This is a genomic window from Sphingomonas sp. Leaf20, from assembly GCF_001421535.1.
Taxonomy (GTDB): domain Bacteria; phylum Pseudomonadota; class Alphaproteobacteria; order Sphingomonadales; family Sphingomonadaceae; genus Sphingomonas.
This window is the reverse complement of record NZ_LMKN01000008.1, coordinates 351,129-377,319: the sequence shown is the minus strand read 5'-3', so window position 1 is coordinate 377,319 and position 26,191 is coordinate 351,129. Positions and strand designations below refer to the sequence as shown.

The window sequence follows — 26,191 nt, the reverse complement described above, 5'->3', positions numbered from 1 at the left end:
AAAGCCTGTTTCCCCGCGAAGGCGGGGACCCAGTCTGCCCTCCGCGCTTGCGGAGGGCAAAGCCCGCTCAATCGAACCCGTTCGCCAGAAACCGCTCCGCCACCGCGCAGTGCACTGCAATCCCGTGCGCCATCACCCGCTCGTCGATCGTCATCTTCGTATTGTGCAGCGGCGGATTGGTCCGCGGGTCGCTCCCCTCGGGTGCCGCGCCGATGAACGCCATCGCGCCGGGCAGCTTCTGCAGCACGTAGGAAAAGTCCTCCGCACCCATCATCGGCGGCATCACCTGATACGCGCCCTCGCCGCCGATCGTCGTCGCCACCGCCTTGATCAGCTCAGTCGCGCGGGAATCGTTGACGGTGACCGGGTAGCCCTCCTCGATCGTCGGTGTTCCCACCGCGCCGTGCGCCGCGGCGATCCCCTCGACCATCCGGATGAACGCCGCGCGCACCTGCTCGCGCGTCCGCTCGGACAGCGTCCGCATCGTCCCCAGCATCTCGACGCTCGACGGGATGACGTTGTGCGCGCTCCCCGCATTCAGCTTGGTGATCGACAGCACCGCGGGATCGGTCACCGCCACCTGTCGCGCGACATAGGTCTGCAGCGCGGTAACGATCTCGCACGCGATCGGCAGCGGATCGAGGCAGTCGTGCGGCATCGCCGCATGCCCGCCGCGCCCGGTGATCGTCGCGCGCAGCGTGTCGGTTGACGCCATCAGCGTGCCCGACCGGCTGACGACATGCCCCATCGGCATGTTGGGCGAGATATGCAGCGCAAACCCCGCTTCGGGCAGCGGCGCATCGAGCAGCCCGTCGGCGATCATGTGCCGCGCGCCGTGATGCCCCTCCTCGCCCGGCTGGAACATGAACACGACGGTGCCGGGCAGCTCGTCCCGCCGCGCGCACAAGGCCTTGGCCGCGCCGACCAGCATCGCGGTATGCGAATCATGCCCGCACGCATGCATCGCCCCGTCGACCTTTGACGCGAACGGCAGCCCCGTCTCTTCCTGCATCGGCAACGCATCCATGTCGCCGCGCAGCAGCACGGTCCGGCCATTGCCGCCTGCGGTACCGCCGCCACGCCCGCCGCGCAGGATCGCAACGAAGCCGGTCGTGGACGTCCCCTCGCGGATCTCCAGCGGCAGCCCCGCCAGCGCCGCCTTCACCTTGTCCGAGGTGCGCGGGCAGTGCAGCCCGACCTCGGGATCGGCATGGATCGCGCGGCGCAACTCGATCGCCGCGTCGAGGCTCTTCTCGCCGATCGCGGCCCAGTCGGTGGTGGATTCGAAATCGAGCGACATGATCGGGTACCTCTGCAAGACGTGGTGCACAGGGCCGGCCAACGCCCGGCCCGTGCCGATGCCGCTCTATACCACAGCACCCCACCCCCTCCACCACCTCGGCGAACGCTCGGGCTCATCGGGGGACGGCAATGATGCAGGACGGCGCTCCGTTACCGCAACCTCCCCATTTGGGCCCCGGCCTCCGCCGGGGTGGTATGCGCTGAATCACACGCTCCCGGCTTCCCCTTGTGTCCCCGCGAAGGCGGGGACCCAGTCTGGGCACCCGCCTTCGCGGGTGAACCTGGTGGGGAAGCGCCGAACTCACCCCCAACGCCACCACCCCGGCGAAGGCCGGGGCCCAATTGGGGGACGGCAATAACCTCGGACGGCACTCCGTTACAGCGACCTCGCCATTTGGGCCCCGGCCTCCGCCGGGGTGGCAAGGGCAGAAGCGGCAACACCCACCCCGATCACCCCCGAAACAACCCTCCCAGAACCCCGCGCAACACACTCCCGACCAACCCGCCGCCGGACGCGCCCCCACGCGACCGGCGGCGCGTCGTGCCGAACACCTGCTTGCCGATCTCGTTCGCCACCTGCCGTCCGATCGACGAGCTCGCCGCACGCGTCGCCGACGTCGCCATCTTGGTCCAGGGCGAGTTCGCTGCCGCGCGATCGGCATCGCGCTGCGCCCGGTCCGCCTCGCGCTGGTCCGCGGCCCGCGTGCGCTCCGCCTCCCGCGCCGCCTTCGCGTCGACCTTCGCCTGCGCCGCCGCCGCCTTTTCCGCCACGGTCGTCGCTTTGGCCTCTGCCGCCGCGGCGCTCGCCTCCGCGGTCTTCGCCGCCAGCAGTTCCTCCGCCGACTCGCGATCGAAAGCCGTGTCGTATTTCGCGCCGATCGCATCGGTCTCGATCATCACCTTGCGCTCGACCGGCGTGATCGGCCCGACGCGCGAGGCGGGCGGGCGGATCAGCGTCCGCTCGACCGGCGTCGGCGACCCGTCCGGCTGCAACAGCGACACCAACGCCTCGCCGACCTTCAGCTCGGTGATCGCGGTCGCGACATCGACGCCCGGATTTGCCCGGAACGTCTCCGCCGCGGATCGCACCGCCGCCTGGTCGCGCGGCGTGAACGCGCGCAGTGCATGCTGCACCCGGTTGCCGAGCTGGCCTGCTACGGTATCGGGAATGTCGATCGGGTTCTGCGTGATGAAATACACGCCCACCCCCTTCGACCGGATCAGCCGCACGACCTGCGCGATCTTGTCGAGCAGCGCCTTGGGCGCCTCGTCGAACAGCAGATGCGCCTCGTCGAAGAAGAAGCACAGCACCGGCTTGTCGGGATCGCCGATCTCGGGAAGCTGTTCGAACAGCTCGCTCATCAGCCACAGCAGGAAGGTCGAATAGAGCTTGGGGCTCGCCATCAGCTTGTCCGCGGCAAGGATGTTGACGATCCCCCGCCCCCGGTCGTCGACACCGATGAAATCGGTCATCTCGAGCGCGGGCTCGCCGAAGAAATGCTCCGCGCCCTGCGTGCGCAGCTGGAGCAGCGACCGCTGGATCGCGCCGATCGACTGTTTGGACACATTGCCATAGGTCGTCGTCAGCTCGTCGGCACGCCCCGCACATTCGGTCAGCATCGCCTGCAGGTCGTCGAGGTCGATCAGCAGCAGCCCTTCCTTGTCCGCGACATGGAAGGCGATCGTCAGCACGCCCTCCTGCACCTCGTTCAGGTCCATCAGCCGCGCGAGCAGCAGCGGCCCCATCTCGCTGATCGTGGTGCGGATCGGATGCCCCTGCGCGCCGAACAGGTCCCAGAACTGCACGGGGTTGTCGGCATAGGCCCAACCGGTATCGCCGATCGCCTTCGCGCGCTCGGCGAACGCCGCGTGCATCTTGGCGGTCGGCGACCCCGCCATGGCGAGCCCCGACAGGTCGCCCTTCACGTCCGCGACGAAGCACGGCACGCCGCGCGCGGAAAACCCCTCGATGATCCCCTGCAGCGTCACCGTCTTGCCGGTGCCCGTCGCGCCCGCGATCAGCCCGTGGCGGTTCGCGCGCTTCAACTCGAGCGTCTGCTGTGTGCCGTCCACGCTGGCGCCGATGACAATGCCGTCGCTCATGCTCTCATCCTCTTACCCGTCACCCGATCCTAACCCCGGCCGCCGCAAAGGAAAAGGACCGCCGCCCGGTGGGGCGACGGTCCTTCGTATCCCGCAATCCGGTGAGGGATTACTTGATCTTGACGGGCAGGAACTGCGCCGGACCACGGCCGCGCTTGACCTGGAGAAGGACCTGCGGACGCCCCGCGGTCTTGGCGGTGGTCACCGCGGTCTGCATGTCGGCGGCCGTTCGCACCGGCGTGCCGTTGACCGACATGATCACGTCGCCACGCTTGAGCTTGCCGAACGCATCGCTCGTCTGTGCGACGACCGCGATCACCACGCCCTGCGTCGTCGGATCGACCCCGACCGCCTGCGCGATCGCCGGGGTCAGCGGCTGAACGCCGATCCCGAGCGCCGCGCCCGCGGTGGGAGCGGCCGTGCTGCCCGTATCGTCGTCGTCACCGTCTTCGCTGCCAAAGCCCTGCGCGTCGCCACCGAGCGTGGCCGCAAGCTTCTCGGCGCTCGGACGCGGTGCGACGACCACGTTGGCGGACGCCGGCTTGCCGTTGCGCAGGATGTCGAGACGCGCGGTCTGGCCGGGCTTCACGTTCGAGACGAGATAGGAGAGCGACTGATCGACCGTGACCGCCTGCCCGTTGACGCGCGTGACGACGTCGCCCGCACGCACACCGGCCTTTGCCGCAGGCCCGCCCGCGGTGACGTCGTTGATCAATTCGCCCTGGTTCTTGGCGATGCCGAGCGCGGCAGCGGTGTCCTCGTTGATCGTACCGCCCGGCTGCAGCTGGACGCCGATATAGCCGCGCTCGATCGTGCCGCCCTTCATGAAGGTCGCGATGATCGGCTTGGCGGTCGCCGCGGGAATCGCGAAGCCGATCCCGATATTGCCGCCCGACTGGCTGAAGATCTGCGAGTTCACGCCGATCACGTTGCCGCTCAGGTCGAACATCGGACCGCCCGAATTACCCTGATTGATCGACGCGTCGGTCTGGATGAAGCGGTCATACGCACCGCCCTGGCCGGTGACGCGGTTGATCGCCGAGATGATGCCTGCGGTCACCGTGCCGCCAAGCCCGAAGGGCTCGCCGATCGCGAGCACCCAGTCGCCGACGCGCGCGCCGTTGGAATCGCCGAACTTCACGAAGGGCAGGTCCGCCGCGTCGATCTTGAGCAGCGCCAGGTCGGACTCCTGATCCTTGCCGATGACCTTGGCGACATATTCCTTCTTGTTGCTCAGCGTCACCGTGATCGAATCGACCGTCGCGCCCTGCGCGCCCGGCGAGATCACATGGTTGTTGGTGACGACATAGCCATCAGGCGAGATCAGGAAGCCCGAGCCGAGCGACGCGCCCTCGCGCTTGACCGGCGGGCCACCCTGCGGGCCACCGCCCATGCCGCCGAACAGGTCGCCGAACGGCGTGCCTGCGAACGGATTGGCCTGCTGTTTCTGGACGATCGTCTGCTTGGTCGAAATGTTGACGACGGCGGGCTGAAGCCGCGCGACCATGTCGGCGAAGCTCATCGGCGCACCGGGCTTCGGCGAGACCGCCTGGATCGCCCCGGGTTCGTTCTGCGCCACCTGGGCAGTGCCCGGCTGGAGCGCGAGCGTCGCGGTTGCGCCGCCTAGGAGAAGAGCACTGGTAATGGCGTAGGCATAACGCACTAGATGTTGTCCTCTCGTTTCATCGTTCGAAACAGACCGCCGTTAGGCGAGACGTGCTGAACGATGGTTGAATAGGGGGGAAGCTGGAAAGGTTCCGCCAAAGGCAACGGGCGCGCCTTAGCGCCCGCGACCCTCGAACTCCCGCAGATAGCTGTTGTTGGGCGACAGGATGATCGACGTCGATCCTTCCGGCGGGGTGCCGCCATCCGCCCCGAAGGTGTGGCGGTAGGACTGCATCGCGCGGTAGAAATCGTAGAAATCGGCATCCTTGCCAAAGCTTTCCGCATAGATCTTCGCCGAGTCGGCATCCGCCTGCGCGCGGACGATCTGCGCCTGCTTCTGACCCTCGGCACGGATCGTGATCGCCTCCTGCTGGCGTGCGCTCGACATCCGCTTGAGCGCGCTTTCGAGCGGCAGGCCAACGGGCAGGTTGGCCTGCTTGATGCGGACATCGACGATCTCGACGCCGTACTGGCTTGCGACTCGCTGCAGCCCCTTCTGGATATTGTCCATCAGTTCCGACCGCTCGGGGCTGAGCAGTTCGACGAACCGCCGCTTGCCAAGCTCGTTGCGCAGCGCGGACCCGAGAATCGGGCGCAGCTGGTCGGGGATGCGTTCCTCGCTGCCGACCGCATTGCGCATCTTGCGCGGGTCGACGACGCGGTACCGCGCATAGGCATCGACCTCGAGCCGCAGCTGGTCGGTCGACAGCACCAGCGTATTGTCGAGCTCGATGTCCTGCACGCGCTTGTCGATCCACACGATGCGGTCGATGAACGGCACGCGCGCGATCAGCCCGGCGCCCGTGTCACCGAACGGCTGGTTGGGCGCATAGGCGTTGACGGTGCGGATCGGCTGACCGAACCGCAGGATCACTGCCTGCTGGGTCTCGGGGACGATCGCGAAGGTCGCGGCCGCCAGGATGACCAGCACGAGCGCGATCGCGCCTGCGACCATCGGGTTGCGGATGCTCACGCCGTTCACTGCGCTGCCCCCTGCTGGGCGGGAACCGGCGCTGGTGTCGGCTCGGCCGCACGCGGTGCCTGCGGGTCGGTCAGCCGCTTGCCGTTCTGCAACGGCAGGTACGGCACGACGCCACCCGGGGTCTCGACGATCGTCTTGTCGCTCTTGGCCAATACCGCTTCCATGGTCTCGTAATACATCCGTCGACGCGTGACTTCGGGGGCCAGGCGATACTGCTCGTACACCTTGTCGAACGACGCGGCCTCGCCCTGCGCGCGCGCCACAACCTGTTGCGCATAGGAACGCGACTGGTTGAGGTTGGCGATCGCCTCCTGCTGCGCCGCGGTCACCGCGTTGAAGTCCTCGACGATCCGCGCCGGCGCTGCCGCCTGCTTGATCGCAACGCCCTGGATACGGACACCCGACTTGTAATCATCGAGGATCTGCTGCGTCAGCTCGGCGACGCGCTGCTCGATCACCGTGCGGCCCGTGCCGATCGCCTGCTCCAGCGTCGTCGTCGCGACCACCGCGCGCATCGCGCTCTCGGCGGCGGCGCGCACCGTGTTGTTGGGCTCGGCCAGCTGGAAGACGTAATTCCGCGGATCCGCGATGTCCCAGCGCACCGAATAGGCGAGGTCGATGATGTTCTGGTCACCGGTCAGCGTCAGGTTCTCGCCATCACCGACGGGGAAATTGTCGGTGCGGATATTCTGTACGTCGACCACCTCGACGCTCGCGATCGGCGCGGGCGGGGTCAGGCGGATGCCCGGATCGAGCGTGCCGGCATATCTGCCGAAATAGGTGACCACGCCGCGCTGCTGCGGCCCGATCTGGTGGAACGAGGTGAACAGGATCCACACCAGCACGATGATCCCTGCACCGATCGCCCACAACGCGCGCGCATTGGCGCCCGATGGCAGGCCACCGAAATTACCGCCGCCCCCGCCGCCGCCGCCGCCATTGCCACGCGCCTTTTTCAGGAACTCGTCGAGCGCGCTGGGCTTTGCGGTCGCCTTGCGTCCGCCGGGCGGCAATGCCCAGGGATTGCGTGGCCCGCCGCCCTCGGCACCAGTATCGTCACCGGACCCGCCCCAGGGGCCCTTTGGCGTTTCGACGGCGAGAATTGGGGGACGCCGGAACCAGCGCGAGAAGATCGTCATCTAACCTTTATAGGTGCGCACCCGCGGAAAAACAGTGCCAAGCAGCCGCCACGGGCCTATCTGACGAGGATGATCGACATTGAAGCGGTAAAGGCGGCGATCGCCGCAGTGGCGGGACCGCGCGCCACGGTACGCCTCGAAGGCGAGCGGCTGGGCATCGTCGTCGACGCCACCGGACTGGACCCCGTGGCGCGCGACGCGCTGGAGGCGACGATCCGCATGGCCGCGACCGCGCCCGGCGTCACCGACGTCCGGATCGTGATGACCGCCGAGCGTACCACCCGCCGGCTGATCGCGGTCGCCAGCGGCAAGGGTGGCGTCGGCAAGTCGACGCTGTCCGCCAACCTAGCCATCGCGCTGAGCCGCGCCGGCCGCCGTGTCGGCCTCGTCGATGCGGACATTTACGGCCCGTCGCAGCCGCGGCTGATGGGGGTCGAGGGCACCCGCCCGACCGCCAAGGACAAGGTGCTCGACCCCGTCCCCACCCCCTACGGCGTCCCCCTCCTGTCGATGGGCCAGCTCGTCGATCCCGGTCGCGCGCTCGCGTGGCGCGGGCCGATGGCGGCGGGCGCGCTCGGCCAGCTGGTCGAGGCGGACTGGGGCGCGACCGACACGCTCGTGCTCGACCTGCCCCCCGGCACCGGCGACGTCCAGCTGACGATGGTCCAGAAATACCGTCCCGCGGGCGCGATCATCGTCTCGACCCCGCAGGATCTCGCGCTGATCGACGCGCGCCGCGCGATCGACCTTTTCGAGAAAGCGGGCATCCCGATCATCGGGCTGGTCGAGAACATGGCGGGTTATGTCTGCCCGCATTGCGGCGAGAGCTCGGACCCGTTCGGCCATGGCGGCGCCGAAGCTGCCGCGCGCGAGCTCGGCATCGCGTTCCTCGGCCGCGTGCCGCTGACGCTGTCGATCCGCACCGCGTCCGACGCAGGAACGCCCCCCGCAGCCGAGCCCGACGACGTGATTTTCGCCGCCCTCGCCGCTCAGGTCGTCGCATGGATTGGAAAAATGTGAAACGTTTTGCGGCCCGCGCCGTTGTGATGTTACCGGTCGTGCCTAGCGCGTAGAGCTACGGCACGAGCGGACCAGGTTTCTCGAGACGCGTCCGACCGGTCCATGTATCGACCCGTCCGCGGCGCACTCCACCAAGAGGACGAGCCGATGCCTCTGACCGCCGACGCCGATATCAAGACGCTGCTCGAGGGCGCACGGACGATCGCGCTGGTCGGCGCCTCCGACCGCCCCGATCGCCCGTCCTACGGCGTGATGGCAAAGCTGCAGGCGCATGGCTACCGCGTCATCCCGGTCAACCCACAGATCACCGGCGAACACGTCCATGGCGAGTTCGTCTTCCGCGAACTCGCCCAGCTCGGCGACCCGATCGACATCGTCGACATATTCCGCAACTCCGCCGCCGCGGGCGAGGCCGTCGACCAGGCGATCGCGATCGGCGCGAAAGCGGTGTGGATGCAGCTCGGCGTGATCAACGACGCCGCCGCCGCCCGCGCCGAAGCCGCCGGGCTTCAGGTCGTGATGGACCGCTGCCCCGCGATCGAGATCCCGCGCCTCGGCGTCGCCACAATAGATCGGGATCGGACCGACTGAGGCTTGCCCGCGCGGGGTCCCATGGTCAGTCTCTCCGCGATTGATGGTCGAGGACGGTACCGATGCTCGCGATCCTGCTGACGATGGTCCAGACGCTTGCCGCAGTCCCGCCACTTGCCCTGCCCGCATCGACGCGAGCGCCCGACCCCGCCGCGCACGAAGACCTGCTCGTCCGTGCCCGCACCCGGATGGCGGCGGAACAGCGCTGCGTCATAAATCCCAGCGTGACCGACATCACCGTGTGCGGCCTGCGCCAGGCGGACCGGTTCCGTGTGCCGCTGGCCACGCACACCGCCGACCGCCGCGACATGGTGGCGGAGGGGCGCGCCGCGCTCGTCCATGCCCGTACCCCGATGGAGGACATGGGCCCGTTTCTGGTCGGCGGCGGTGCCACCGGCGTCCGCGCGACGGTCGCGTTCGGTCCCGGCGAAGGCTCGGGCAGCGTCGCCGCCGGCGGGATGCGGACACCCGCCCCGTGATGCCGGCCCGGTGAGGCCTGCCCGGTGATGCCCGCTAGTCGTCGGACAGTCGACGGCGGCCAAACCACCGTATAGGGTTGATAACCGTGTTCCGTCACGATCACCGCGGACCGATGAGGTACCTTGCATGATTCTGGTCACGCTGCTCGCGCTTACACAGGCCAGCGCCACACCTGCCACTACGCCGGTGTCGTCCGCCCCGACCGAGAAGAGCTGGTCGATCCTCAATCCCCCCGACTGCCCGGTGGTGAAGGAGGGCGACAAGACGATCGTCGTCTGCGCACCCGGGACCGAATCGGGTGCGCGCCTCCCGCTCCCCGACTGGGGCCCGCCCGACCGGCCCGTCGCCTCCAACCCGAACATGACCGCGATCCGCGCCCTCGAGCTCGATGGCACGCCCTGCGCCGCGACGCAGCGCGGCTGCCAGTCCGGTTTCGGCCCGCCGATCGCCCCGCTCGTCGCTGGCGCGGTCGCGCTCGCCAAAAGCGCGTTTGCGAAGAAACCCGACAAGACCGGCCGCATCGCGATCGACCTGACGGATCCGGCACCCCCGGCCCCCGCCAGGCCATAACCCGCCCCGTCATCCTGACGAAAATCAGGACCCAGAGCCAAACCGCGCAACGCTCGCGGCCCTGGGTCCCGGGTCAAGCCCGGGATGACGAAGGAGGCGGCCGCCTTTTCCCCCACACAAACCCGTCATCCTGACGAAAGTCAGGATCCAGAGCCACACAGCGCAGCCATCCGCCACCCTGGATCCTGACCTTCGTCAGGATGACGGCGGAGAGAGGCGCCGCCACGCACCCCCAAAATCACCCCAGAATATGCATCCACAGCGGCTGGCCCACCAGACTCTGCGACCCGCGCAGTTTCTCCAGCGCCTGCGCGACCGACCGTTCCGGCCCCTCATGCGTCACGATCGCGACGAGCACGCTGCCGTCCGCCATCGCGCCGCGCTGGATCAGGCTCTCGATCGAGACGCCCGCGTCGCGCATCGCCGCGGCGATCTCGGCCAGCACGCCGACCCGGTCCGCGACCGTGAAGCGCAGATAGGCGCGCCCCCGCCGCTCGCCGCTGTCCGCGGTCGCCGCCGCGACCAGCGACGCCGCCGGCATCGCATAGGGCGGCCCGTATTCGCCGCGCGCGATGTCGATCAGGTCCGCGACCACCGCGCTCGCGGTCGGCCCGTCGCCCGCGCCTGCGCCCTGGAACAGCAGCCGCCCGACGAAATTGCCCTCCGCGACGACTGCGTTCAGCGACCCCGTCACATGCGCGAGCGGATGGTCGACCGGCACCAGATGCGCATGCACGCGCTGGAACAGCCCGTCCGGCCCGTCCTCCGCCAGCCCGAGCAGCCGCACGCGGTAGCCCAAAGCCGCCGCCTCGGCGATGTCCGCGCCCAGCAGGTGCCGGATGCCGCTCGCCGCGACCGAGTCGAACGCCGGCCGCGTCCCGAACGCGATCGAGGCGAGGATCGACAGCTTGTGCGCCGCATCCACCCCGTCGATGTCGAAGCTCGGATCCGCCTCGGCAAAGCCCAGCGCCTGCGCCTCGGCGAGGATCTCGGCGAAATCGCGCCCTTCCGCCTCCATCTTGCTCAGGATGAAATTGCACGTCCCGTTGAGGATGCCGTAAACCCGCCCGATCGCGTTCGCCGCCGCGCCCTCGCGCAGCCCCTTGATCACCGGGATCCCGCCCGCGACCGCCGCCTCGAACTTCAGCGCGACGCGCGCCGCCTCCGCCGCGGTCGCAAGCTCATAGCCGTGATGCGCGAGCATCGCCTTGTTCGCGGTCACGAACGACTTGCCCGCATTCAGCGTCGAGCGCGCGAGCGTCAGCGCGGGGCCGTCCGATCCGCCGATCAACTCGACGACGACGTCGACGTCCGCCTGCTGCGCCAGCGCGGTCGTATCGTCGACCCAGGCGAACCGCGTCAGATCGACGCCGCGATCCTTGTAGCGGTCGCGCGCCGACACCGCGACGACCTCGATCGCGCGGCCGGCCCGTCGGGCGATCAGCTCGCGGTTCGCGTCGAGCAGCCGGATGACGCCGCCCCCCACGGTTCCCAGGCCCGCCAGTCCCACGCGCAACGCTTCGCTCATCGTCTTCCTTTCGCCAAACCCGCGCGAAGACCTAGGGTTCGGGAAGGTTTCCCGCAATCAAGATGACGAATGGCCCCGCGCGCCCTATCTGGTCCCGCATGACCGGCCGCTTCGATCACCTGCCCAACCGCCGCGCGATCATCGATCGCCGCGCGGTCGCCGACACCATCGCCGCGCTGGACGAGACCGACCCGGTCGCGCTCGGCCGCCAGGCGACGATCCTGCTCAAGGCCGCGCTCGACGCGGGCCGGGTCGAGGTCGCCAAGCGGCTCGCCGAACATCCCAGCCGCGGGCTCGAGGTGTCGAGCGCGCAGGCCTATCTGATCGACCAGCTGCTCCGCCTGCTGTTCGATTTCACCACCACCCGGTTGCACCCCGCGCCCGCCCCCACCCCCGACGACCGGCTCACGCTCATCGCGGTCGGTGGCTATGGCCGCGGCGAGATGGCGCCGCATTCGGATGTCGATATCGGCTTCCTCACGCCGGCCAAGCAGACTTCGCGGGTCGAGCGCATCATCGAATCGATGCTCTACACGCTCTGGGATCTCGGGCTGAAGCTCGGCCAGTCCAGCCGCTCGCTCGACGAGATGATCCGCCAGGCCAAGGCCGACATCACCGTCCGCACCGCCCTGCTCGAGGCGCGCTACGTCACCGGCGACATGGATCTCTACGAAGAGGCGTCGCGCCGCTTCAAGGTCGAGGTCCAGGCGGATACCGCGCGCGCGTTCATCGCCGACAAGCTTGTCGAGCGCGACCTGCGCCACCGCAAGATGGGCGACACGCGCTATGTCGTCGAACCCAACGTCAAGGAGGGCAAGGGCGGCCTGCGCGATCTCCACGCGCTGTTCTGGATCGGCAAGTACATCTACGACGTCCAGCGCGCGGCACAGCTCGTCGATGTCGGGCTGTTCACAAAGGCCGAATATCGCCTCTTCCACCGCGCCGACAACTTCTTCCAGGCGGTGCGCTGCCACCTCCACAGCATCACCGGTCGCGCCGAGGACCGGCTGACCTTCGACGTCCAGCGCGAGATCGCCGACCGGATGCGCTTCTCCGACCGCCCGGGCAAGCCGAAGGTCGAGCGCTTCATGCATTTCTACTTTCTCCAGGCGAAGACCGTCGGTGACCTCACCGGCGTCTTCCTCGCGCATCTCGACGAGAAGTTCGCCGCGCGTGGCCGTCGCTTCGGGCTGCCGACGATCCGCCGCAGCCCGCGCCGGCTGAACGGCTTCGTCCTCGACCGCGGCCGGCTGGCGCTGCCCGACGACGACTTCTTCCGCGCAAGTCCGGTCCGGCTGATCGAGATCTTCCAGCTCGCCGACCGCAACACGCTCGAGATCCACCCGCTCGCGATGCGCGCGGCCGCACGCGACGTGAAGCTCGTCGACGACATTCGCGACGACCCCACCGCCAACGCGCTGTTCCTCGACGTGCTCAGCTCGCCGCGCGATCCCGAACTCGTCCTGCGCTGGATGAACGAGACCGGCGTGTTCGGCCGCTTCGTGCCCGATTTCGGCCGCGTCGTCGCGCAGATGCAGTTCGACATGTACCATCACTACACCGTCGACGAGCACACGATTCGCGCGCTCGGCCTGCTCGCGCGGATCGAGAATGGCGCGCTTCGGGACGACCATCCGCTCGCCAGCGCGATCTTCCGCCAGATCGTCTCGCGCCGCGTCCTCTATGTCGCGGTGCTGCTCCACGACATCGCCAAGGGACGCGGCGGCGATCACTCGATTCTCGGCGCGGAGGTCGCGCAGCGCCTCTGCCCGCGCTTCGGGCTGAGCGCGGCGGAGACCGAGACCGTCGCCTGGCTCGTCCGCTGGCACCTGCTGATGTCCGCGACCGCGTTCAAGCGCGACCTGTCGGACTTCAAGACGATCCTCGATTTCTGCGACGTGGTGCAGAGCCCCGAGCGACTGCGGCTGCTGCTGATCCTCACCATCGTCGATATCCGCGCGGTCGGGCCGGGCGTCTGGAACGGCTGGAAGCGCCAGCTGCTCGGCGACCTCTATGAATCCGCCGAGGAGGTGCTCCGCCTCGGCCACAAGCAGAAGGGCCGTGCCGAACGCATCGCCGCCAAGCACGAAACGCTCCACGCCGATCTCGGCTGGAGCGACGCCGAATTCGACGCGTTCGTCCGCCGCATGCCCGAGGCCTATTGGATCGCCGAGCCCGAGGACGTGCTCGTCCACAACGCGCGCTTCCTCGCCGGCACGGGCGACGCGCAGCTCGCGATCGACGCGCATGTCTATCCCGGCCGCGGCGCGACGCTCGTGACGATCTATGCCGCGGATCATCCCGGGCTCTTCTACCGGATCGCGGGCGCGATCCATGTCGCGGGCGGCAACATCATCGACGCTCGGATCCACACCACGCGCGACGGCATGGCGGTCGACAATTTCCTCGTCCAGGATCCGTTCGGCCGCCCGTTCGACGGCAGCGAACAGCTCGCCCGGCTCAAGACCGCGATCGAGGATGCGCTCGCCAACCGCGGCAAGCTCGCCGACCGGCTCGTCGCCAAGCCGCTCCCGCGCGCGCGCGCCGAGGCGTTCGAGATCGTCCCCAACGTGATGATCGACAACCGCGCGTCGAACCGCTTCACCGTGGTCGAGGTCAATGCGCGCGACCGGCCTGCGCTGCTCAACCAGCTCGCCAACGCGCTGTTCCAGTCGAAGGTGACGATCCACTCCGCGCATGTCGCGACGTACGGCGAACGCGCGGTCGACACCTTCTACATCACCGACCTGACCGGCGACTGCATCACCGCCGCCGCCCGGCTGAAGACGCTCGAACGCCGCCTGCTCGCGGCGGCGGCCGGCGAGGAACTCGACCTCGTCGCGTGATCTGACGTCAGCGACGGGGGGGATCGTCGTTCGGCAGCGCTCGCGACCGCGCCGCTGCCGAACGACGGATCGGGTTTATGCGGCGTCGTCCTCGCCGGTTCCCGCGGCAGGCCGCTCGAACCACGCCTCGACCGGCCCCGACAGCTTCAGCGTCAGGGGATTGCCGTTGCGATCGACCTTCTTGCCCAGCGCGACGCGGATCCAGCCTTCGGAAATGCAATATTCCTCGACGTCGTGGCGCACGCCGTCCTTGAAACGGATGCCGATCCCGCGTTCCAGCAGGTCCTGCTGAAAGAACGGGCTGCGATGGTTGGTCGACAGGCGATCCGGGGGCGTATCGCCCGTCGCGGTCGGCTGTTCGGTTGCGGGTGTCTCTGGCGTGTCGGTCATGGTCGCGGCGTCTAGCGGCAACCGCCGCCGCAACGCCACAAAAAAGCGGCGCCGGGATAACCCCGACGCCGCCGCGTGCTTCGATCGGGTCGACAGGCCGACCGTCGAACTGACCTTAGCTGCAGACCTGAACCTGGACCTGCTCGCCATAATAGGGGTCGGTCCGCCACTCGCTCCAGCACCGCGGACGATAGTCCTCGCGGTAATAGGTGCGTACCGGGGGCGCGTAATAGGCCACCGGCGGCGGCGCGTAATAGCCGCGGTCGTAATAGCGCGGACGATTGCTGCTCGCGATCGCTGCGCCCACGCCCAGACCCAGGATGCCGCCCAGCACCGCCGCGCCCGCCGCGTTGCCGCCGCCACGGTGATGGTATCCACCCCAGCCGCCGCCACGATATCCACGGCCCCAACGCTGCGCGTCGGCGGGCGCCGCCGCGGTCAACACGGTCGCGGCCAGCGCGACGCCAAGTCCTGCCTTCTTCATCAAACCGTTCATGTCGAACCTCCTGACATTCTACGCCGGTCGTCACGAGCCAAACGCATGAACCGCGACCGTGTTGCAGGTCATGCCCGACCCGGCCTGAACCGCGCCGGAATGCGTTGTTCACGCAGCGTTTAGCGACACTTGGCGTGCGGAAGCGTCAGCGGTCGTCGCGGTATTTCATTTCGAGAAAGCGCCCGCGCGTCGCGAGGCTGTCGAGGTCGGTTTCGGCGAGCCGCGCCGTCATCTCGCCGATCTCGCGTTCGATCAGCGACAGCCCGGCGACCAGTTCCGCGTCGGGCGTCCGCCCGTTGCGCGGCGTCGTCCGGAGCGACGCGGGGACCTTCTCGTAATCCTTCACGAACGCGGGCAATTGCTCGCCGACCAGCTTGCGCACCTCGATCGCCTCGGGCGCATCGTCGGCAAAGCGCGCGAGCTGCGGCGCGAGCGTCTCGAGCCGCAGGCCGATCCGGTCGACCAGCGGGATCGCCGGGGCGGGCAAGGCGGGACGTTGCGCCTCCAGCCAGCGTTCGGTCTGCGCCGGCAGTCCCTTGATCTCGACCGATGCCAGCCGCTCGGGCGTCGGCGCGCGGTCCGCGGGCCACACCGCCAGCAGCATCGTCGCCGCGACCAGCAACGCCATCACCAGCATCGCCCCACCGATCCCCAGCGGCGCGATCCACCCGATCACCATCGCCGAGATGAGGATCACCGCGTCGGCCACCACGATCCGCGTCAGCCGCTTGCCGATCGCCTGCGTCTGGCGCGCGCGCCCTCGCGACGGCGCGCGTGGAATGACGGCGCCGGTGCGGTCGTCAGAGATCCGCGACCAGGAGGCGCGCGCGCTCGCGATGGCGTCGTCGACTTCGCTCACGCCCTACATCGCCTCCAGCTTGAACGCGCTCGGCGACGGACCGCCCAATTGCCCCTGCGTCGCGCCCTCCGCCCGCGCGATATACCCACGCGACTTGTCCACCTCGTTCGACAGCGCGCCGACCGTGGTCTTCATGCTGTCGAGCGCCTTCAGCTTGAACACGTCGATCGCGTCCATCGTGTCGTAGATGTTCTGGAACGCGCGTTGCAGCGTCTCGAGCGGGATCGTCGCGGACGCCGCCTGTTCGTGGATCTGCGCGGTCTGCGACTTGAGCAGCTTGCCGGTCGAATCGATGATGTTCGCGGTCGTCGTGTTGAGCGCGGTGATCTGTTCGAGCACCAGCTTCTGGTTGGTCAGCGCCTGCGCCACCGTCACCGCGGTGCGCAGCGCGGACACGGTCGTGGTCGAGGCGCGATCGACGCCCTTCACCAGCTCGACATTGTTCTTCTTGACCAGATCGAGCGCGAGATAGCCCTGGACGGTGACCGCCATCTGCGTCAGCAGGTCCTGCGTGCGCTGGCGCGTATAGAACAACGCCGTCTCGCGGATCGCCTTCGCCTTGGCCGGATCGCTGTGATCGAGCTCGTTCGCGACGTCCTCGAGTTTCGCGTCCATCGTCTTCGACAGATGGATCATCTGCTCGAGCCGGCCCATCGCCGCCCACAGGTTCGCGCGCTCGGTGTCGATCGCGGCATTGTCCATCAGCAGCTCGTCCTTGCCCGACGACAGGCTCTTCAGGATCTGCGCGATGTGCGTCTGCGACGATTTATAGCCGTCGAAATAATTGCGCATCTTGCCACCGAACGGGATGATCCCGAACAGCTTCTGCGGCGCGGTCAGGTTGCCCTTCTTGCCCGGATCGAGATCCTCGACGACCCGGCGCAGCTCGGCGAGATCCTTGCCGACGCCCGTTTCCTGATCCATCGCCTTGACCGGGCGATCGAGGAACCGGTTCGACTGGCCCGCCGCCTCGCGGATTTCCTTCGCGCCCATCGCGGTGATCGCATCGACGCGCTTGCCAAATTCGGGGCTGTTGACGTCCTGCGCGACGAGATCGGTGACGAACCCCGACACGCGCTCGTCGAGCTGCGACTTCACGCCGGCATCGACGGGCACCAGCCCGGCGGCCTTCGCGGCGGCGACGGTCGGCACCGGATCGGGCGGCGTCAGTACCAGGCTCGGCTCAGTCAGCGTTTCCGGGGTCGTGGCCATCAAGTGTCTCCGTTCGGTAGCGCATGGTGGCTGCAACCCGCGCCGCGTTCAAGTGGCGTATATAGATAATACACCTGGCTTGCCAACCGCTGCGTGGAACCAGGGAGGGGCGTCGGCGGCTTTGTCCCCATATTCCAGGAGACACAGCATGCGCGCCATCGGCTACACCCAATCGCTCCCGATCGACGATCCGCAGTCGCTCGTCGATCTCGACCTGCCCAAGCCCGAGGCGACCGGCCGCGACCTGCTCGTCGAAGTGAAGGCGGTGTCGGTGAACCCGGTCGACACCAAGATCCGCCAGCGTCGCGCGGATCCCGACGGCACGCCGCAGGTGCTCGGCTGGGACGCCGCCGGGACCATCGTCGCGATCGGCGATGCGGTGACGGGGTTCGCGGTCGGCGATGCCGTCTTCTATGCAGGCGCGATCGACCGGCCGGGGACGAACGCCGAATATCACCTCGTCGACGACCGCATCGTTGGGCACAAGCCGCAGACGCTCGACTGGGCGCAGGCGGCGGCGCTGCCGCTGACCTCGATCACCGCGTGGGAAACGCTGTTCGATCGGCTCGATGTACGCAAGCCGGTGCCCGGTGCGGCGAACGCGATCCTGATCATCGGCGGGGCGGGCGGAGTCGGCTCGATCGCGATCCAGCTGGCGCGGCAACTCACCGACCTGACCGTGATCGCCACCGCCTCGCGCGACGAGACGCGGGGCTGGGTCGAGGATCTCGGTGCGCATCACGTGATCGATCACCGCAAGCCGCTCGCCGACCAGGTCGCGGCGCTCGGGCTCGGCGCGCCGGGCTTCGTCTTCTCGACGACGCATACCGACGAGCATGTCGCCGAGATCGCGACGCTGATCGCACCGCAGGGCCGGCTCGCGCTGATCGACGATCCCGAGACGCTCGACATCAGCCCGCTCAAGCAGAAGTCGATCTCGGTCCATTGGGAGCTGATGTACACGCGCTCGCTGTTCCAGACCGCGGACATGGTCGAGCAGGGCCGCATCCTCGACGAGGTCGCGCAGCTGGTCGACGCGGGGACAGTGCGGACGACGCTCGCGGAGAATTTTGGGCGGATCGACGCGGCCAACCTGCGCAAGGCGCATGCGCGGATCGAGAGCCACACCGCCAAGGGGAAGATCGTGCTCGAGGGGTTCTGAGTCCCACGTCGGCGCCATCTCTCCCGCTTCTTACCACCCCGGCGAAGGCCGGGGCCCGATTGGGGAACAGCGGTAACGGCTGGCAGCGCGTCATCATTGCCACCTTTCCAGTTGGGCCCCGGCTTCCGCCGGGGTGGGGCTTAAGTGGGCTTTCCGATCGCCACTACCTCACGATCCTCCCCCGCCAGGGGGAGGTGGCAGGCGCAGCCTGACGGAGGGGGCGGCAGGCGAGCACGCCCGTTGCGTGTCCTCCCCCTCCGTCACCTTCGGCGACACCTCCCCCTTGCGGGGGAGGATTGTGATATCCGCTCTGGCGCTCTCGCTAGCACACGATACGCTGCGCAGCATGCTCCGCCCGCTGATCCTCGCGCTCGCCCTCCTCCCCGCGGCCGCCACGAATCGCCCGCCGCCCGCCGACCCGCTTACCGCGACAATCCACACCGAAGACGCCGACCGCTTCGCCGCGCTCTTCGCCAGAACCAAGGGCAAGCCCACCGCCACACAACTCAAACGCGACTATCTCGACAAGGGCAGCGTCGCGATCGGTGTCTTCACCCCCGGCCGGATCGGCGACGCCGACACGCTCGCCCGCGCGATCGCCGCCAATCCCAACCGCTATGCGCAAGCGATCAAGACCTGCCTCCCCGCCGCCAAGGCCGCCACCGCCGATCTCCGATCGATCTATCTCGGTCTCCGCGGCGCGCTCCCCGACGCGAAACTTCCGCAGGTCTATATCGTCTTCGGCGCGAACAGCTCGGGCGGCACCGCCAAGCCCGGCGCACAGGTGCTCGGCCTCGAAGTGCTCTGCCGCATCTCCCCGACCCCGGAGAAACTGCGCCAGACGCTCCGCCATTTCTTCGCGCACGAGACGGTGCACGCGATCCAGGAGGATGCCGGCATGACGCTCGCGCGCGACCCCCTGCTCACCGCGATCCTCGTCGAGGGCGCCGCCGACTTCATCGCGCAGCTCGTGACCGGCGAGGAGCCCGACACCGCCCGCGCCGCCTGGGCAACCCCGCGCGAGGCCGAGCTCTGGCGCCAGATGCAGGCCGACATCGCGCTCACCCGCAGCCTGACCGACAAGGACAACCCGGACGAGGGTTCGCCCGAGGCCAAGGCATACGCCCGCTGGGTCGGCAATTACTCCACCCCGCCCGCGGGCTGGCCACCCGAGCTCGGCTATTGGATGGGTCTGCGGATCTGGCAACGTTATTATGCCGCCGCGCCCGACAAGCACGCCGCGCTCCGGGCGATGCTGGCGGTCCGCGATCCGCGTGTCATTCTCGCCGCGGGAGCATACAAGCGCCGCCCCCCGTCATCCTGACGAAAGTCAGGATCCAGGGTAACAAGCGCGGACCTACGTGGCTCTGGATCCTGACTTTCGTCAGGATGACGGGACGGTGCGTGAGTCCCCGAACCCGCCCGGTCTTCCCGCGGCGCAACAATTACGCTATGGCGCGCGCCAACCCCGTTCCTCGTTTCAAGAGAATACATTCATGAGCCTCCGCAACGTGGCGATCATTGCGCACGTCGATCACGGCAAGACGACGCTGGTCGACCAGCTCTTCCGCCAGTCCGGCACCTTCCGCGACAACCAGCGCGTCGAAGAGCGCGCAATGGATTCGAACGACCTCGAAAAGGAGCGTGGGATCACCATTCTCGCCAAGCCGACCTCGGTCGACTGGACGCCCCCGGGCGAGAGCGAGAGCATCCGCATCAACATCGTCGACACGCCCGGCCACGCCGATTTCGGTGGTGAAGTCGAGCGCATCCTGTCGATGGTCGACGGCGTCGTCCTGCTGGTCGATTCGTCGGAAGGCGCGATGCCGCAGACCAAGTTCGTCACCGGCAAGGCGCTGGCACTCGGCCTCAAGCCGATCGTCGTCGTCAACAAGGTCGATCGTAACGACGCGCGCATCCAGGAAGTGCTCGACGAAGTGTTCGATCTGTTCGTGTCGCTCGACGCGAACGACGACCAGCTCGATTTCCCCGTGCTCTACGCGTCGGGCCGCAACGGCTACGCTTCGACCGACATGGACGCGCGCGAAGGCACGCTGATCCCGATGTTCGAGACGATCGTGAAGCACGTGCCGCCGCCCAAGGTCGAAGTCGCCGGCGTGCCCTTCACCTTCCTCGTTACGCTGCTCGATCGCGATCCGTTCCTCGGCCGCGTCCTCACCGGTCGCGTCAATTCGGGTACCGTGAAGACCAACCAGGCGATCCACGCGCTCGATAACGACGGCAAGATCATCGAAACCGGTCGTGCGTCCAAGATCATGTCGTTCCGCGGCCTCGACCGCGTGCCGGTCGACGAAGCCAAGGCCGGCGACATCATCTCGCTCGCAGGGCTTTCGGTGGCCACGGTTGCCGACACGATCGCCGACATCACGGTGACCGAGCCGCTGCACGCGCAGCCGATCGATCCCCCCACGCTGTCGATGCGTTTTGCCGTGAACGATTCGCCGATGGCGGGCCGTGAGGGCAGCAAGGTGACGTCGCGCATGATCCGCGAGCGCCTGTTCCGCGAGGCCGAGTCGAACGTCGCCGTGAAGGTGACCGAGGCCGCCGACAAGGACAGCTTCGAAGTCGCCGGTCGCGGCGAGCTTCAGCTCGGCGTGCTGATCGAGACGATGCGCCGCGAAGGCTTCGAGCTCGGCATCTCGCGTCCGCGCGTGCTGTTCGGCGAGGACGAGGACGGCAAGAAGACCGAGCCGTACGAGACCGTCATCATCGACGTCGACGAGGAGCATTCGGGCACCGTCGTCGAGAAGATGAACATCCGTAAGGCCGAACTGACCGACATGCGTCCGTCGACCGGCGGCAAGACCCGCATCACCTTCTCGGCGCCAAGCCGCGGGATGATCGGCTATCACGGTGAATTCCTGTCCGACACGCGCGGCACGGGGATCATGAACCGGCTGTTCGAGAAGTACGGTCCGCACAAGGGCCAGATCGAAGGCCGCAAGAACGGCGTGCTGATCTCGAACGGGTCGGGCGAAGCGAACAACTACGCGCTGGGTCCGCTTGAAGAGCGCGGCATCCTGTTCGTGGGTCACGGCGAGGCGCTCTATGAGGGCATGATCGTCGGCGAGAACGCCAAGCCGGACGACCTTGAGGTCAACCCGATGAAAACCAAGGCGCTGACCAACTTCCGCGCAAGCGGCGGCAAGGACGACCAGGTCCGCCTGTCCCCGCCGAAGCGTGCGACGCTCGAGCAGGCGATCGCGTATATCGACGACGACGAGATGGTCGAAGTCACCCCGAAGTCGATCCGTCTGCGCAAGCGCTTCCTCGATGCGAACGAGCGCAAGCGGGCGAGCCGGGCTAAGCAGAGCGCCTGAGGCCAGCACGGCGAAGCCGGCTGAGCCTCAGGCGCTCGGCCGGCCTCGCTACAGCGAGGTCCGACGACACGGCTTTGCCGGGTCGCGCCACGGACACGAAAAAGGCCGGAGGGAAACCTCCGGCCTTTTTCGTGTCCAGCCCAGCACCCAGTCCTACCCCAGGATAGCCGCCGCCCGATCCGCCAGCCGCGCAATTGCCGCGCGGTGGATCCCGCGCGTGCTCGCGACGACTCCGAACGCCTGCGGGCGCGGCTTGTTGAACACCAGCGGGATCCCGACCGCGTCGGTCACCGCCGCCCCGGCCTCGCTCGCGACCAGCGCGGCGGCGGCGATGTCCCACTCATTCCCCCAGCGCAGCGTCGCCACCAGATCAGCGCGGTCGGCTGCGACCATCGCGATCCTCAGCGCGATCGAGTTGGGCTTGTCGACCACCGCCAGATCGCGATCCGCCTTGGGCAGCGCATCGGTCGGCACACGCGATCCCGGAAGGTCGACGCGGTCGCCGGCACGCAACGCGGTACCGTTGAGCGTCGCGCCCTGCCCCAGCGCCGCCGACCAGATCTCGCCCCGCGCCGGCGCATCGAGCACGCCGATCACCACGCGCCCGCGCTCGACCAGCGCGATCGACACGCACCAGCCCGGGCGTGCCCGGATATAGTCGCGCGTGCCGTCGATCGGGTCGACGACCCAGAGCCGGTCGCGCGCGAGCCGCGCGGGATTGTCCGCGGTTTCCTCCGACAGCCAACCGGCGTCGGGCAACAGCGCGGACAACCGCGCCTTCAACATCCGGTCGATATCGATATCGACCTCGCACACCGGGCTGCCCGGCGTCTTTTCCCAGCGTCTGAAATCGGTCCCGTACCGCGCAAGCGCCATCTGACCCGCCTCGGCGGCGATCGACTCGACGGCCTCGATCAGTTGGGCCCCATCACGCAGGGTCGGTTCAGCCACTCGCCACCGTCATGCCCTCGACACGCAGCGTGGGCACGTTGATGCCATAGCGGAATTCAAGATCGTTCGCGGGCGTCATCGCCAGGAACATGTCCTTGGCATTGCCCGCGATCGTGAACTCGGCGACCGGGCCGGTGATGACGCCGTTCTCAATCCGGAACCCCGCCGCACCGCGGCTGTAGTCGCCGGTCACGCCGTTCGCGCCGCCGCCCATCAGCTCGGTGACATAGACGCCCGACACGATATCCTCGATCAGCGTCTCGGGCGGCATCGTCCCCGCTTCCATGAACACGTTGCTCGTCGACACGCCCGGCGCGCCGTTGACGCCGCGTGCGGCATGGCCGGTCGGCTCGAGCCCCAGTTGGCGCGCCGACGCCGAATCGAGCAGCCAGCTTTCGAGCATGCCATGCTCGATGATCGCCGTCGGCGACACCGGCAGCCCCTCGCCATCGAACGGCCGCGACCGCAATCCGTAAGGCCGATGTGGATCGTCGCGGATCGTGATGCCGTGCGCAAACACCTGCGAACCCAGCGAATCGAGCAGGAAGCTCGTCTTGCGCGTGATCGCCTGCCCCGCGATCGCCGCGATCAGATGGCCGAGCAGCGAGCTCCCGACGCGCGGGTCATAGACCACCGTCATCGGCCCGCTCGCGAGCCGGCCGGGATTAAGCCGCGCGACCGCCTGCTCGCCCGCGCGCTGCCCGATCGCCTCGGGCGATTCGAGATGCTGGCGGTGCCGCACGCTGTGATAGGCATAGTCGCGCTGCATCGCGCCGCCCTCGCCCGCCAGCACGCTCGCCGACACGCCGTACGCGGTCGAGGCATAGGCGCCCGCGAACCCATGGCTGGTGGCCAGCGCCCACACGCTGCTCGACGCGCTCGCGCCGCCGCCTTCGCTGTTCGTCACGCCGGCAACCGCACGCGCCGCATCCTCGGCAGCCGTCGCGGCATCGCGGAGCTGCTCGGGCGAGACCACGCCATCGTCGGCAAGCCCCAGCATCGGCGGCAGGCCGTGCAGCAACCGGCTTTCCGGCGCGAGTCCGGCCCAGGCATCCTCGGGAGCCTCGCGCGCCATCGCCACCGCGCGTGCAGCGAGCGCGTCCATCGCCGCGGACGACAGGTCGGAGGTCGAGACGCTCGCCGATCGCTTGCCGACGAACACGCGCAACCCCAGGTCCTCGCTCTCCGACCGGCCGATATCCTCGAGCTTGCCGAGGCGGATCGAGACGTCGAGCGAGGCGTCGGCGGCAAAGACCGCATCGGCGGCGTCGGCGCCGGCGGCCTTCGCGCGCGCTACGATGTCATGGGCGCGGTCGCGGGCTTGGTCGGGTGTAAGCATCCCGACGATCTAGGGTCACACACTCGTGCCGACAACCACGCAGGCGAGGAAGATCAGCAACCCGGTGAAGCGGTTGGCGCGAAAACGGGCAAGCGCGCCCGTACCGTCCTCGGCGCGCAGCGTGAGCACCTGCCACCCCAGATGCAGCGCCGCGGGGACCAGCGCGGCGATCGCGAGCGGATCGGGACGGATCGTCCAGAACGCCGCTGCCCAGAAGAGGATCGCGATCGCATAGAAGATCCCGACCCCCGCCTTGACGTGGCGCCCCATCCGCAAGGCGGACGACCGGATGCCGATCATCGCGTCATCCTCGCGGTCCTGCAGCGCATAGATCGTGTCATAGCCGATCACCCACGCGATCGACCCCGCATAGAGCAACCACATCGGCAACGTCAGCGCGCCCTCAATGTCGCTCCACCCGACCAGCAACGCCCAGCTGAACACCAGCCCGAGCCATGCCTGCGGCCACCAGGTGATGCGCTTCATGAACGGATAGGCGGCGACCGGCGCCAGACTCGCCAGCGCGACAACCGCAGCGAGCGGCGTCAGCTGCAGCAGCACGACCAGCCCGACAAGCGCGAGCACGCCCAGCCAGATCCAGGCGAGCCGCAGCGAGACGAGCCCGCTCGGGATCGGTCGCGCGCGCGTCCGCGCGACCTGCGCGTCGAGATCGCGGTCGACGATGTCGTTGAACACGCAGCCCGCCCCGCGCATCGCGATGCTGCCGACCAGAAACCACGCGATCAGGTCCCACTGCGCCCATGCCCCGCCCGCGAGCGCGATCCCCCACGCGCCGGGCCAGAACAGCAGCCACCAGCCGATCGGCCGGTCGAACCGCGCGAGCAGCGCCAGTCCCCGCAGCGTCGGCGGCAGCCGTGCGACCAGACCGCGATGTTCGCTGTCGGGGACGATGTCCGGCGGGGTCGGGCTGGTCTGCATGCCGCGGGGCGTAGGAAGACGGCGTTTGGCGCGCAAGCCCGCAGCGGCTAGGATCACGCCAGTGTCGCGTTCGAGCCCCCTTGCATGATCGGCCTGTCGGTTGCGGTCGGCCGTTTCGTCGAGGCGCTTTTCTGGGGCATCTTCCGCGTGGCGGGCGCGGTCGCGGGCATGCTGATCCTCGGCGTCTCGGTCGCGATCATCGTGTGGATCGCAGCCCGCAAACTCTGGAACCGCCGCTAAGCTAATCCTCCCCCGCCAGGGGGGGGGTGGCAGGCGAAGCCTGACGGAGGGGGCGGAAACGCAACAGACGTGACCCCTTCCTCCCCCTCCGTCGCCTACGGCGCCACCTCCCCCTGGCGGGGGAGGATCAGGCGAGGCCGAAACGCCCTCCCCGTCACCGACCGGATTTGCTAGGGCTTCCGCCATGCCTGCAACCCCAGCCTGGCCGCCGCAATCCACGCCGCGGCTGTTCGTCGACACCCCGCTCAGCCCCGGCCCGCTGCCGATCGACGGTCCCGCCGCGCATTATCTCGCGGGTGTCATGCGGCTGAAGATCGGCGATCCGGTCAAGCTGTTCGACGACCGCACCGGCGAATGGCTGGGCACCGCGATCAGCGTCGGCAAGCGCGATCTCGTCCTCGACGTCACCGAATTGCTGCGCGAACGCGAGGCGGTACCCGATCTGTGGCTCTGCGCCGCACCGCTCAAAAAGGGCCGGGTCGACTGGCTCGCGGAAAAGGCGTGCGAGCTCGGCGTCGACCGGCTCGTCCCCGTCGTCACGCGTCGCACCGTCGTCGACAAGCCCAATACCGAGCGGCTCACCACGCACATGATCGAGGCGGCCGAGCAATGCGGCCGCACCGCGCTGCCCAAGGTCGCCGAGCCCGTCAAACTCACCGCGCTGCTGCGCGACTGGCCTGCGGAGCGCACGCTGTTCTTCGCGGACGAGACCGGCGGCGCGGCAGCCCTTGCGGCGATGCGCGCGCGTCCGGGCCCGGCGGCGATCCTGATCGGTCCCGAAGGCGGCTTCGACGCGGACGAGCGCGCGGCGATTCGCGCGCACCCGCAGGCGGTCGGCATCGGACTCGGCCCGCGCATCCTGCGCGCGGAGACCGCAGCGGCCGCGGCCGTCGCGCTCTGGATGGCCGCGACTGGCGACTGGACCGCTGACATATCAACGACTTGACCCATAAGGCGGCGGCCCCGATCGCTGGCGGCACGACATTGCTACCGACCGGTCCGAATCCCCTCTAGCACGCTCGTTCATCGACGCGTA

Annotated in this window: 23 protein-coding genes; 10 read left to right on the top strand and 13 right to left on the bottom strand. The window is 68.5% G+C overall.

Annotated elements, in window-relative coordinates; all coding sequences use genetic code 11:
• Positions 1–67: 67 nt before the first annotated feature.
• The 5 genes from ASE72_RS09985 to hflK all read right to left on the bottom strand — a co-directional run bounded on the left by ASE72_RS09985 (position 68) and on the right by hflK (position 7,191).
• A complete protein-coding gene (locus ASE72_RS09985) occupies positions 68–1,300 on the bottom strand; it encodes a M20 metallopeptidase family protein (RefSeq protein ID WP_056020352.1) in 1,233 nt (410 codons plus the stop codon).
• 452 nt (positions 1,301–1,752) lie between these two features.
• Positions 1,753–3,405 (bottom strand): helicase HerA-like domain-containing protein, encoded by a 1,653-nt coding sequence (locus ASE72_RS09980; RefSeq protein WP_056020349.1) that lies wholly within the window; start codon positions 3,403–3,405, stop codon positions 1,753–1,755.
• A gap of 109 nt (positions 3,406–3,514) precedes the next feature.
• Entirely contained in the window at positions 3,515–5,068 is a 1,554-nt protein-coding gene (locus ASE72_RS09975; protein WP_056020346.1) for a Do family serine endopeptidase, read from the bottom strand.
• A gap of 117 nt (positions 5,069–5,185) precedes the next feature.
• On the bottom strand, positions 5,186–6,025 hold the full coding sequence (gene hflC, locus ASE72_RS09970; RefSeq protein ID WP_443019376.1) for a protease modulator HflC: 840 nt from the start codon (positions 6,023–6,025) through the stop codon (positions 5,186–5,188).
• A gap of 23 nt (positions 6,026–6,048) precedes the next feature.
• Positions 6,049–7,191: a protease modulator HflK gene (gene hflK / locus ASE72_RS09965; protein WP_056020340.1), complete on the bottom strand. Its 1,143-nt coding sequence runs from the start codon at positions 7,189–7,191 to the stop codon at positions 6,049–6,051.
• A 69-nt stretch (positions 7,192–7,260) separates the two neighbouring features.
• On the opposite strand from hflK, the gene ASE72_RS09960 reads away from it, so the two are divergent.
• The 4 genes from ASE72_RS09960 (at position 7,261) to ASE72_RS09945 (ending at position 9,852) form a co-directional block, all read left to right on the top strand.
• Positions 7,261–8,211 (top strand): Mrp/NBP35 family ATP-binding protein, encoded by a 951-nt coding sequence (locus ASE72_RS09960; RefSeq protein ID WP_056020338.1) that lies wholly within the window; start codon positions 7,261–7,263, stop codon positions 8,209–8,211.
• Between the two features lie 147 nt (positions 8,212–8,358).
• Entirely contained in the window at positions 8,359–8,802 is a 444-nt protein-coding gene (locus ASE72_RS09955; RefSeq protein ID WP_056022097.1) for a CoA-binding protein, read from the top strand.
• A 62-nt stretch (positions 8,803–8,864) separates the two neighbouring features.
• Positions 8,865–9,281, top strand: a complete 417-nt coding sequence (locus tag ASE72_RS09950) for a hypothetical protein (RefSeq protein ID WP_056020335.1) — start codon at positions 8,865–8,867, stop codon at positions 9,279–9,281.
• A gap of 127 nt (positions 9,282–9,408) precedes the next feature.
• On the top strand, positions 9,409–9,852 hold the full coding sequence (locus tag ASE72_RS09945) for a hypothetical protein (protein ID WP_056020332.1): 444 nt from the start codon (positions 9,409–9,411) through the stop codon (positions 9,850–9,852).
• Positions 9,853–10,090: 238 nt separating this feature from the next.
• On the opposite strand, the gene ASE72_RS09940 is transcribed toward ASE72_RS09945, so the two are convergent.
• Positions 10,091–11,380 carry a homoserine dehydrogenase gene (locus ASE72_RS09940; protein WP_056020329.1) on the bottom strand — a complete coding sequence of 430 codons (1,290 nt, stop codon included), beginning with the start codon at positions 11,378–11,380 and terminating at the stop codon, positions 10,091–10,093.
• Positions 11,381–11,478: 98 nt separating this feature from the next.
• Between ASE72_RS09940 and ASE72_RS09935 the strand changes: the two genes are divergently transcribed.
• Positions 11,479–14,226 (top strand): [protein-PII] uridylyltransferase, encoded by a 2,748-nt coding sequence (locus ASE72_RS09935; RefSeq protein ID WP_056020326.1) that lies wholly within the window; start codon positions 11,479–11,481, stop codon positions 14,224–14,226.
• A gap of 75 nt (positions 14,227–14,301) precedes the next feature.
• Here the strand turns inward: ASE72_RS09935 and ASE72_RS09930 are convergent, their stop codons facing one another.
• The 4 genes from ASE72_RS09930 to ASE72_RS09915 form a co-directional block, all read right to left on the bottom strand.
• Positions 14,302–14,616 (bottom strand): DUF3297 family protein, encoded by a 315-nt coding sequence (locus ASE72_RS09930; RefSeq protein WP_056022094.1) that lies wholly within the window; start codon positions 14,614–14,616, stop codon positions 14,302–14,304.
• A gap of 115 nt (positions 14,617–14,731) precedes the next feature.
• Positions 14,732–15,112, bottom strand: a complete 381-nt coding sequence (locus tag ASE72_RS09925; protein WP_056020323.1) for a hypothetical protein — start codon at positions 15,110–15,112, stop codon at positions 14,732–14,734.
• Between the two features lie 145 nt (positions 15,113–15,257).
• A complete protein-coding gene (locus ASE72_RS09920) occupies positions 15,258–15,971 on the bottom strand; it encodes a hypothetical protein (protein WP_056020320.1) in 714 nt (237 codons plus the stop codon).
• Between the two features lie 3 nt (positions 15,972–15,974).
• Complete coding sequence (locus ASE72_RS09915) at positions 15,975–17,183, bottom strand: toxic anion resistance protein (protein ID WP_056020317.1); 1,209 nt, start codon at positions 17,181–17,183, stop codon at positions 15,975–15,977.
• Positions 17,184–17,331: 148 nt separating this feature from the next.
• Between ASE72_RS09915 and ASE72_RS09910 the strand changes: the two genes are divergently transcribed.
• The 3 genes from ASE72_RS09910 (at position 17,332) to typA (ending at position 21,686) form a co-directional block, all read left to right on the top strand.
• Positions 17,332–18,345 carry a zinc-binding alcohol dehydrogenase family protein gene (locus ASE72_RS09910; RefSeq protein ID WP_056020314.1) on the top strand — a complete coding sequence of 338 codons (1,014 nt, stop codon included), beginning with the start codon at positions 17,332–17,334 and terminating at the stop codon, positions 18,343–18,345.
• 298 nt (positions 18,346–18,643) lie between these two features.
• Positions 18,644–19,669 carry a DUF2268 domain-containing protein gene (locus tag ASE72_RS09905; RefSeq protein WP_235532314.1) on the top strand — a complete coding sequence of 342 codons (1,026 nt, stop codon included), beginning with the start codon at positions 18,644–18,646 and terminating at the stop codon, positions 19,667–19,669.
• Positions 19,670–19,841: 172 nt separating this feature from the next.
• Positions 19,842–21,686, top strand: coding sequence for a translational GTPase TypA (gene typA, locus ASE72_RS09900; protein ID WP_056020309.1), 1,845 nt, complete (start codon positions 19,842–19,844; stop codon positions 21,684–21,686).
• Between the two features lie 153 nt (positions 21,687–21,839).
• Here typA and ASE72_RS09895 read toward each other — a convergent pair whose 3' ends face one another.
• Genes ASE72_RS09895 through ubiA form a run of 3 tightly spaced genes read right to left on the bottom strand, consistent with a single transcriptional unit; the run spans position 21,840 to position 24,915 of the window.
• Complete coding sequence (locus ASE72_RS09895; RefSeq protein ID WP_268795892.1) at positions 21,840–22,637, bottom strand: 3'(2'),5'-bisphosphate nucleotidase CysQ; 798 nt, start codon at positions 22,635–22,637, stop codon at positions 21,840–21,842.
• The gene (locus ASE72_RS09890; RefSeq protein WP_056020306.1) at positions 22,630–23,976 is read right to left on the bottom strand and encodes a TldD/PmbA family protein; all 1,347 of its coding nucleotides are present in this window, start codon (positions 23,974–23,976) and stop codon (positions 22,630–22,632) included. Before ASE72_RS09890 ends, ASE72_RS09895 begins: the two co-directional genes overlap by 8 nt.
• Positions 23,977–23,991: 15 nt before the next feature.
• Positions 23,992–24,915: a 4-hydroxybenzoate octaprenyltransferase gene (gene ubiA, locus ASE72_RS09885; protein ID WP_056020304.1), complete on the bottom strand. Its 924-nt coding sequence runs from the start codon at positions 24,913–24,915 to the stop codon at positions 23,992–23,994.
• Positions 24,916–24,999: 84 nt separating this feature from the next.
• On the opposite strand from ubiA, the gene ASE72_RS20660 reads away from it, so the two are divergent.
• Positions 25,000–25,155 (top strand): hypothetical protein, encoded by a 156-nt coding sequence (locus ASE72_RS20660; protein ID WP_200916227.1) that lies wholly within the window; start codon positions 25,000–25,002, stop codon positions 25,153–25,155.
• Between the two features lie 184 nt (positions 25,156–25,339).
• On the top strand, positions 25,340–26,101 hold the full coding sequence (locus tag ASE72_RS09880; protein ID WP_056020299.1) for a 16S rRNA (uracil(1498)-N(3))-methyltransferase: 762 nt from the start codon (positions 25,340–25,342) through the stop codon (positions 26,099–26,101).
• The last annotated feature ends 90 nt before the right edge of the window (positions 26,102–26,191 follow it).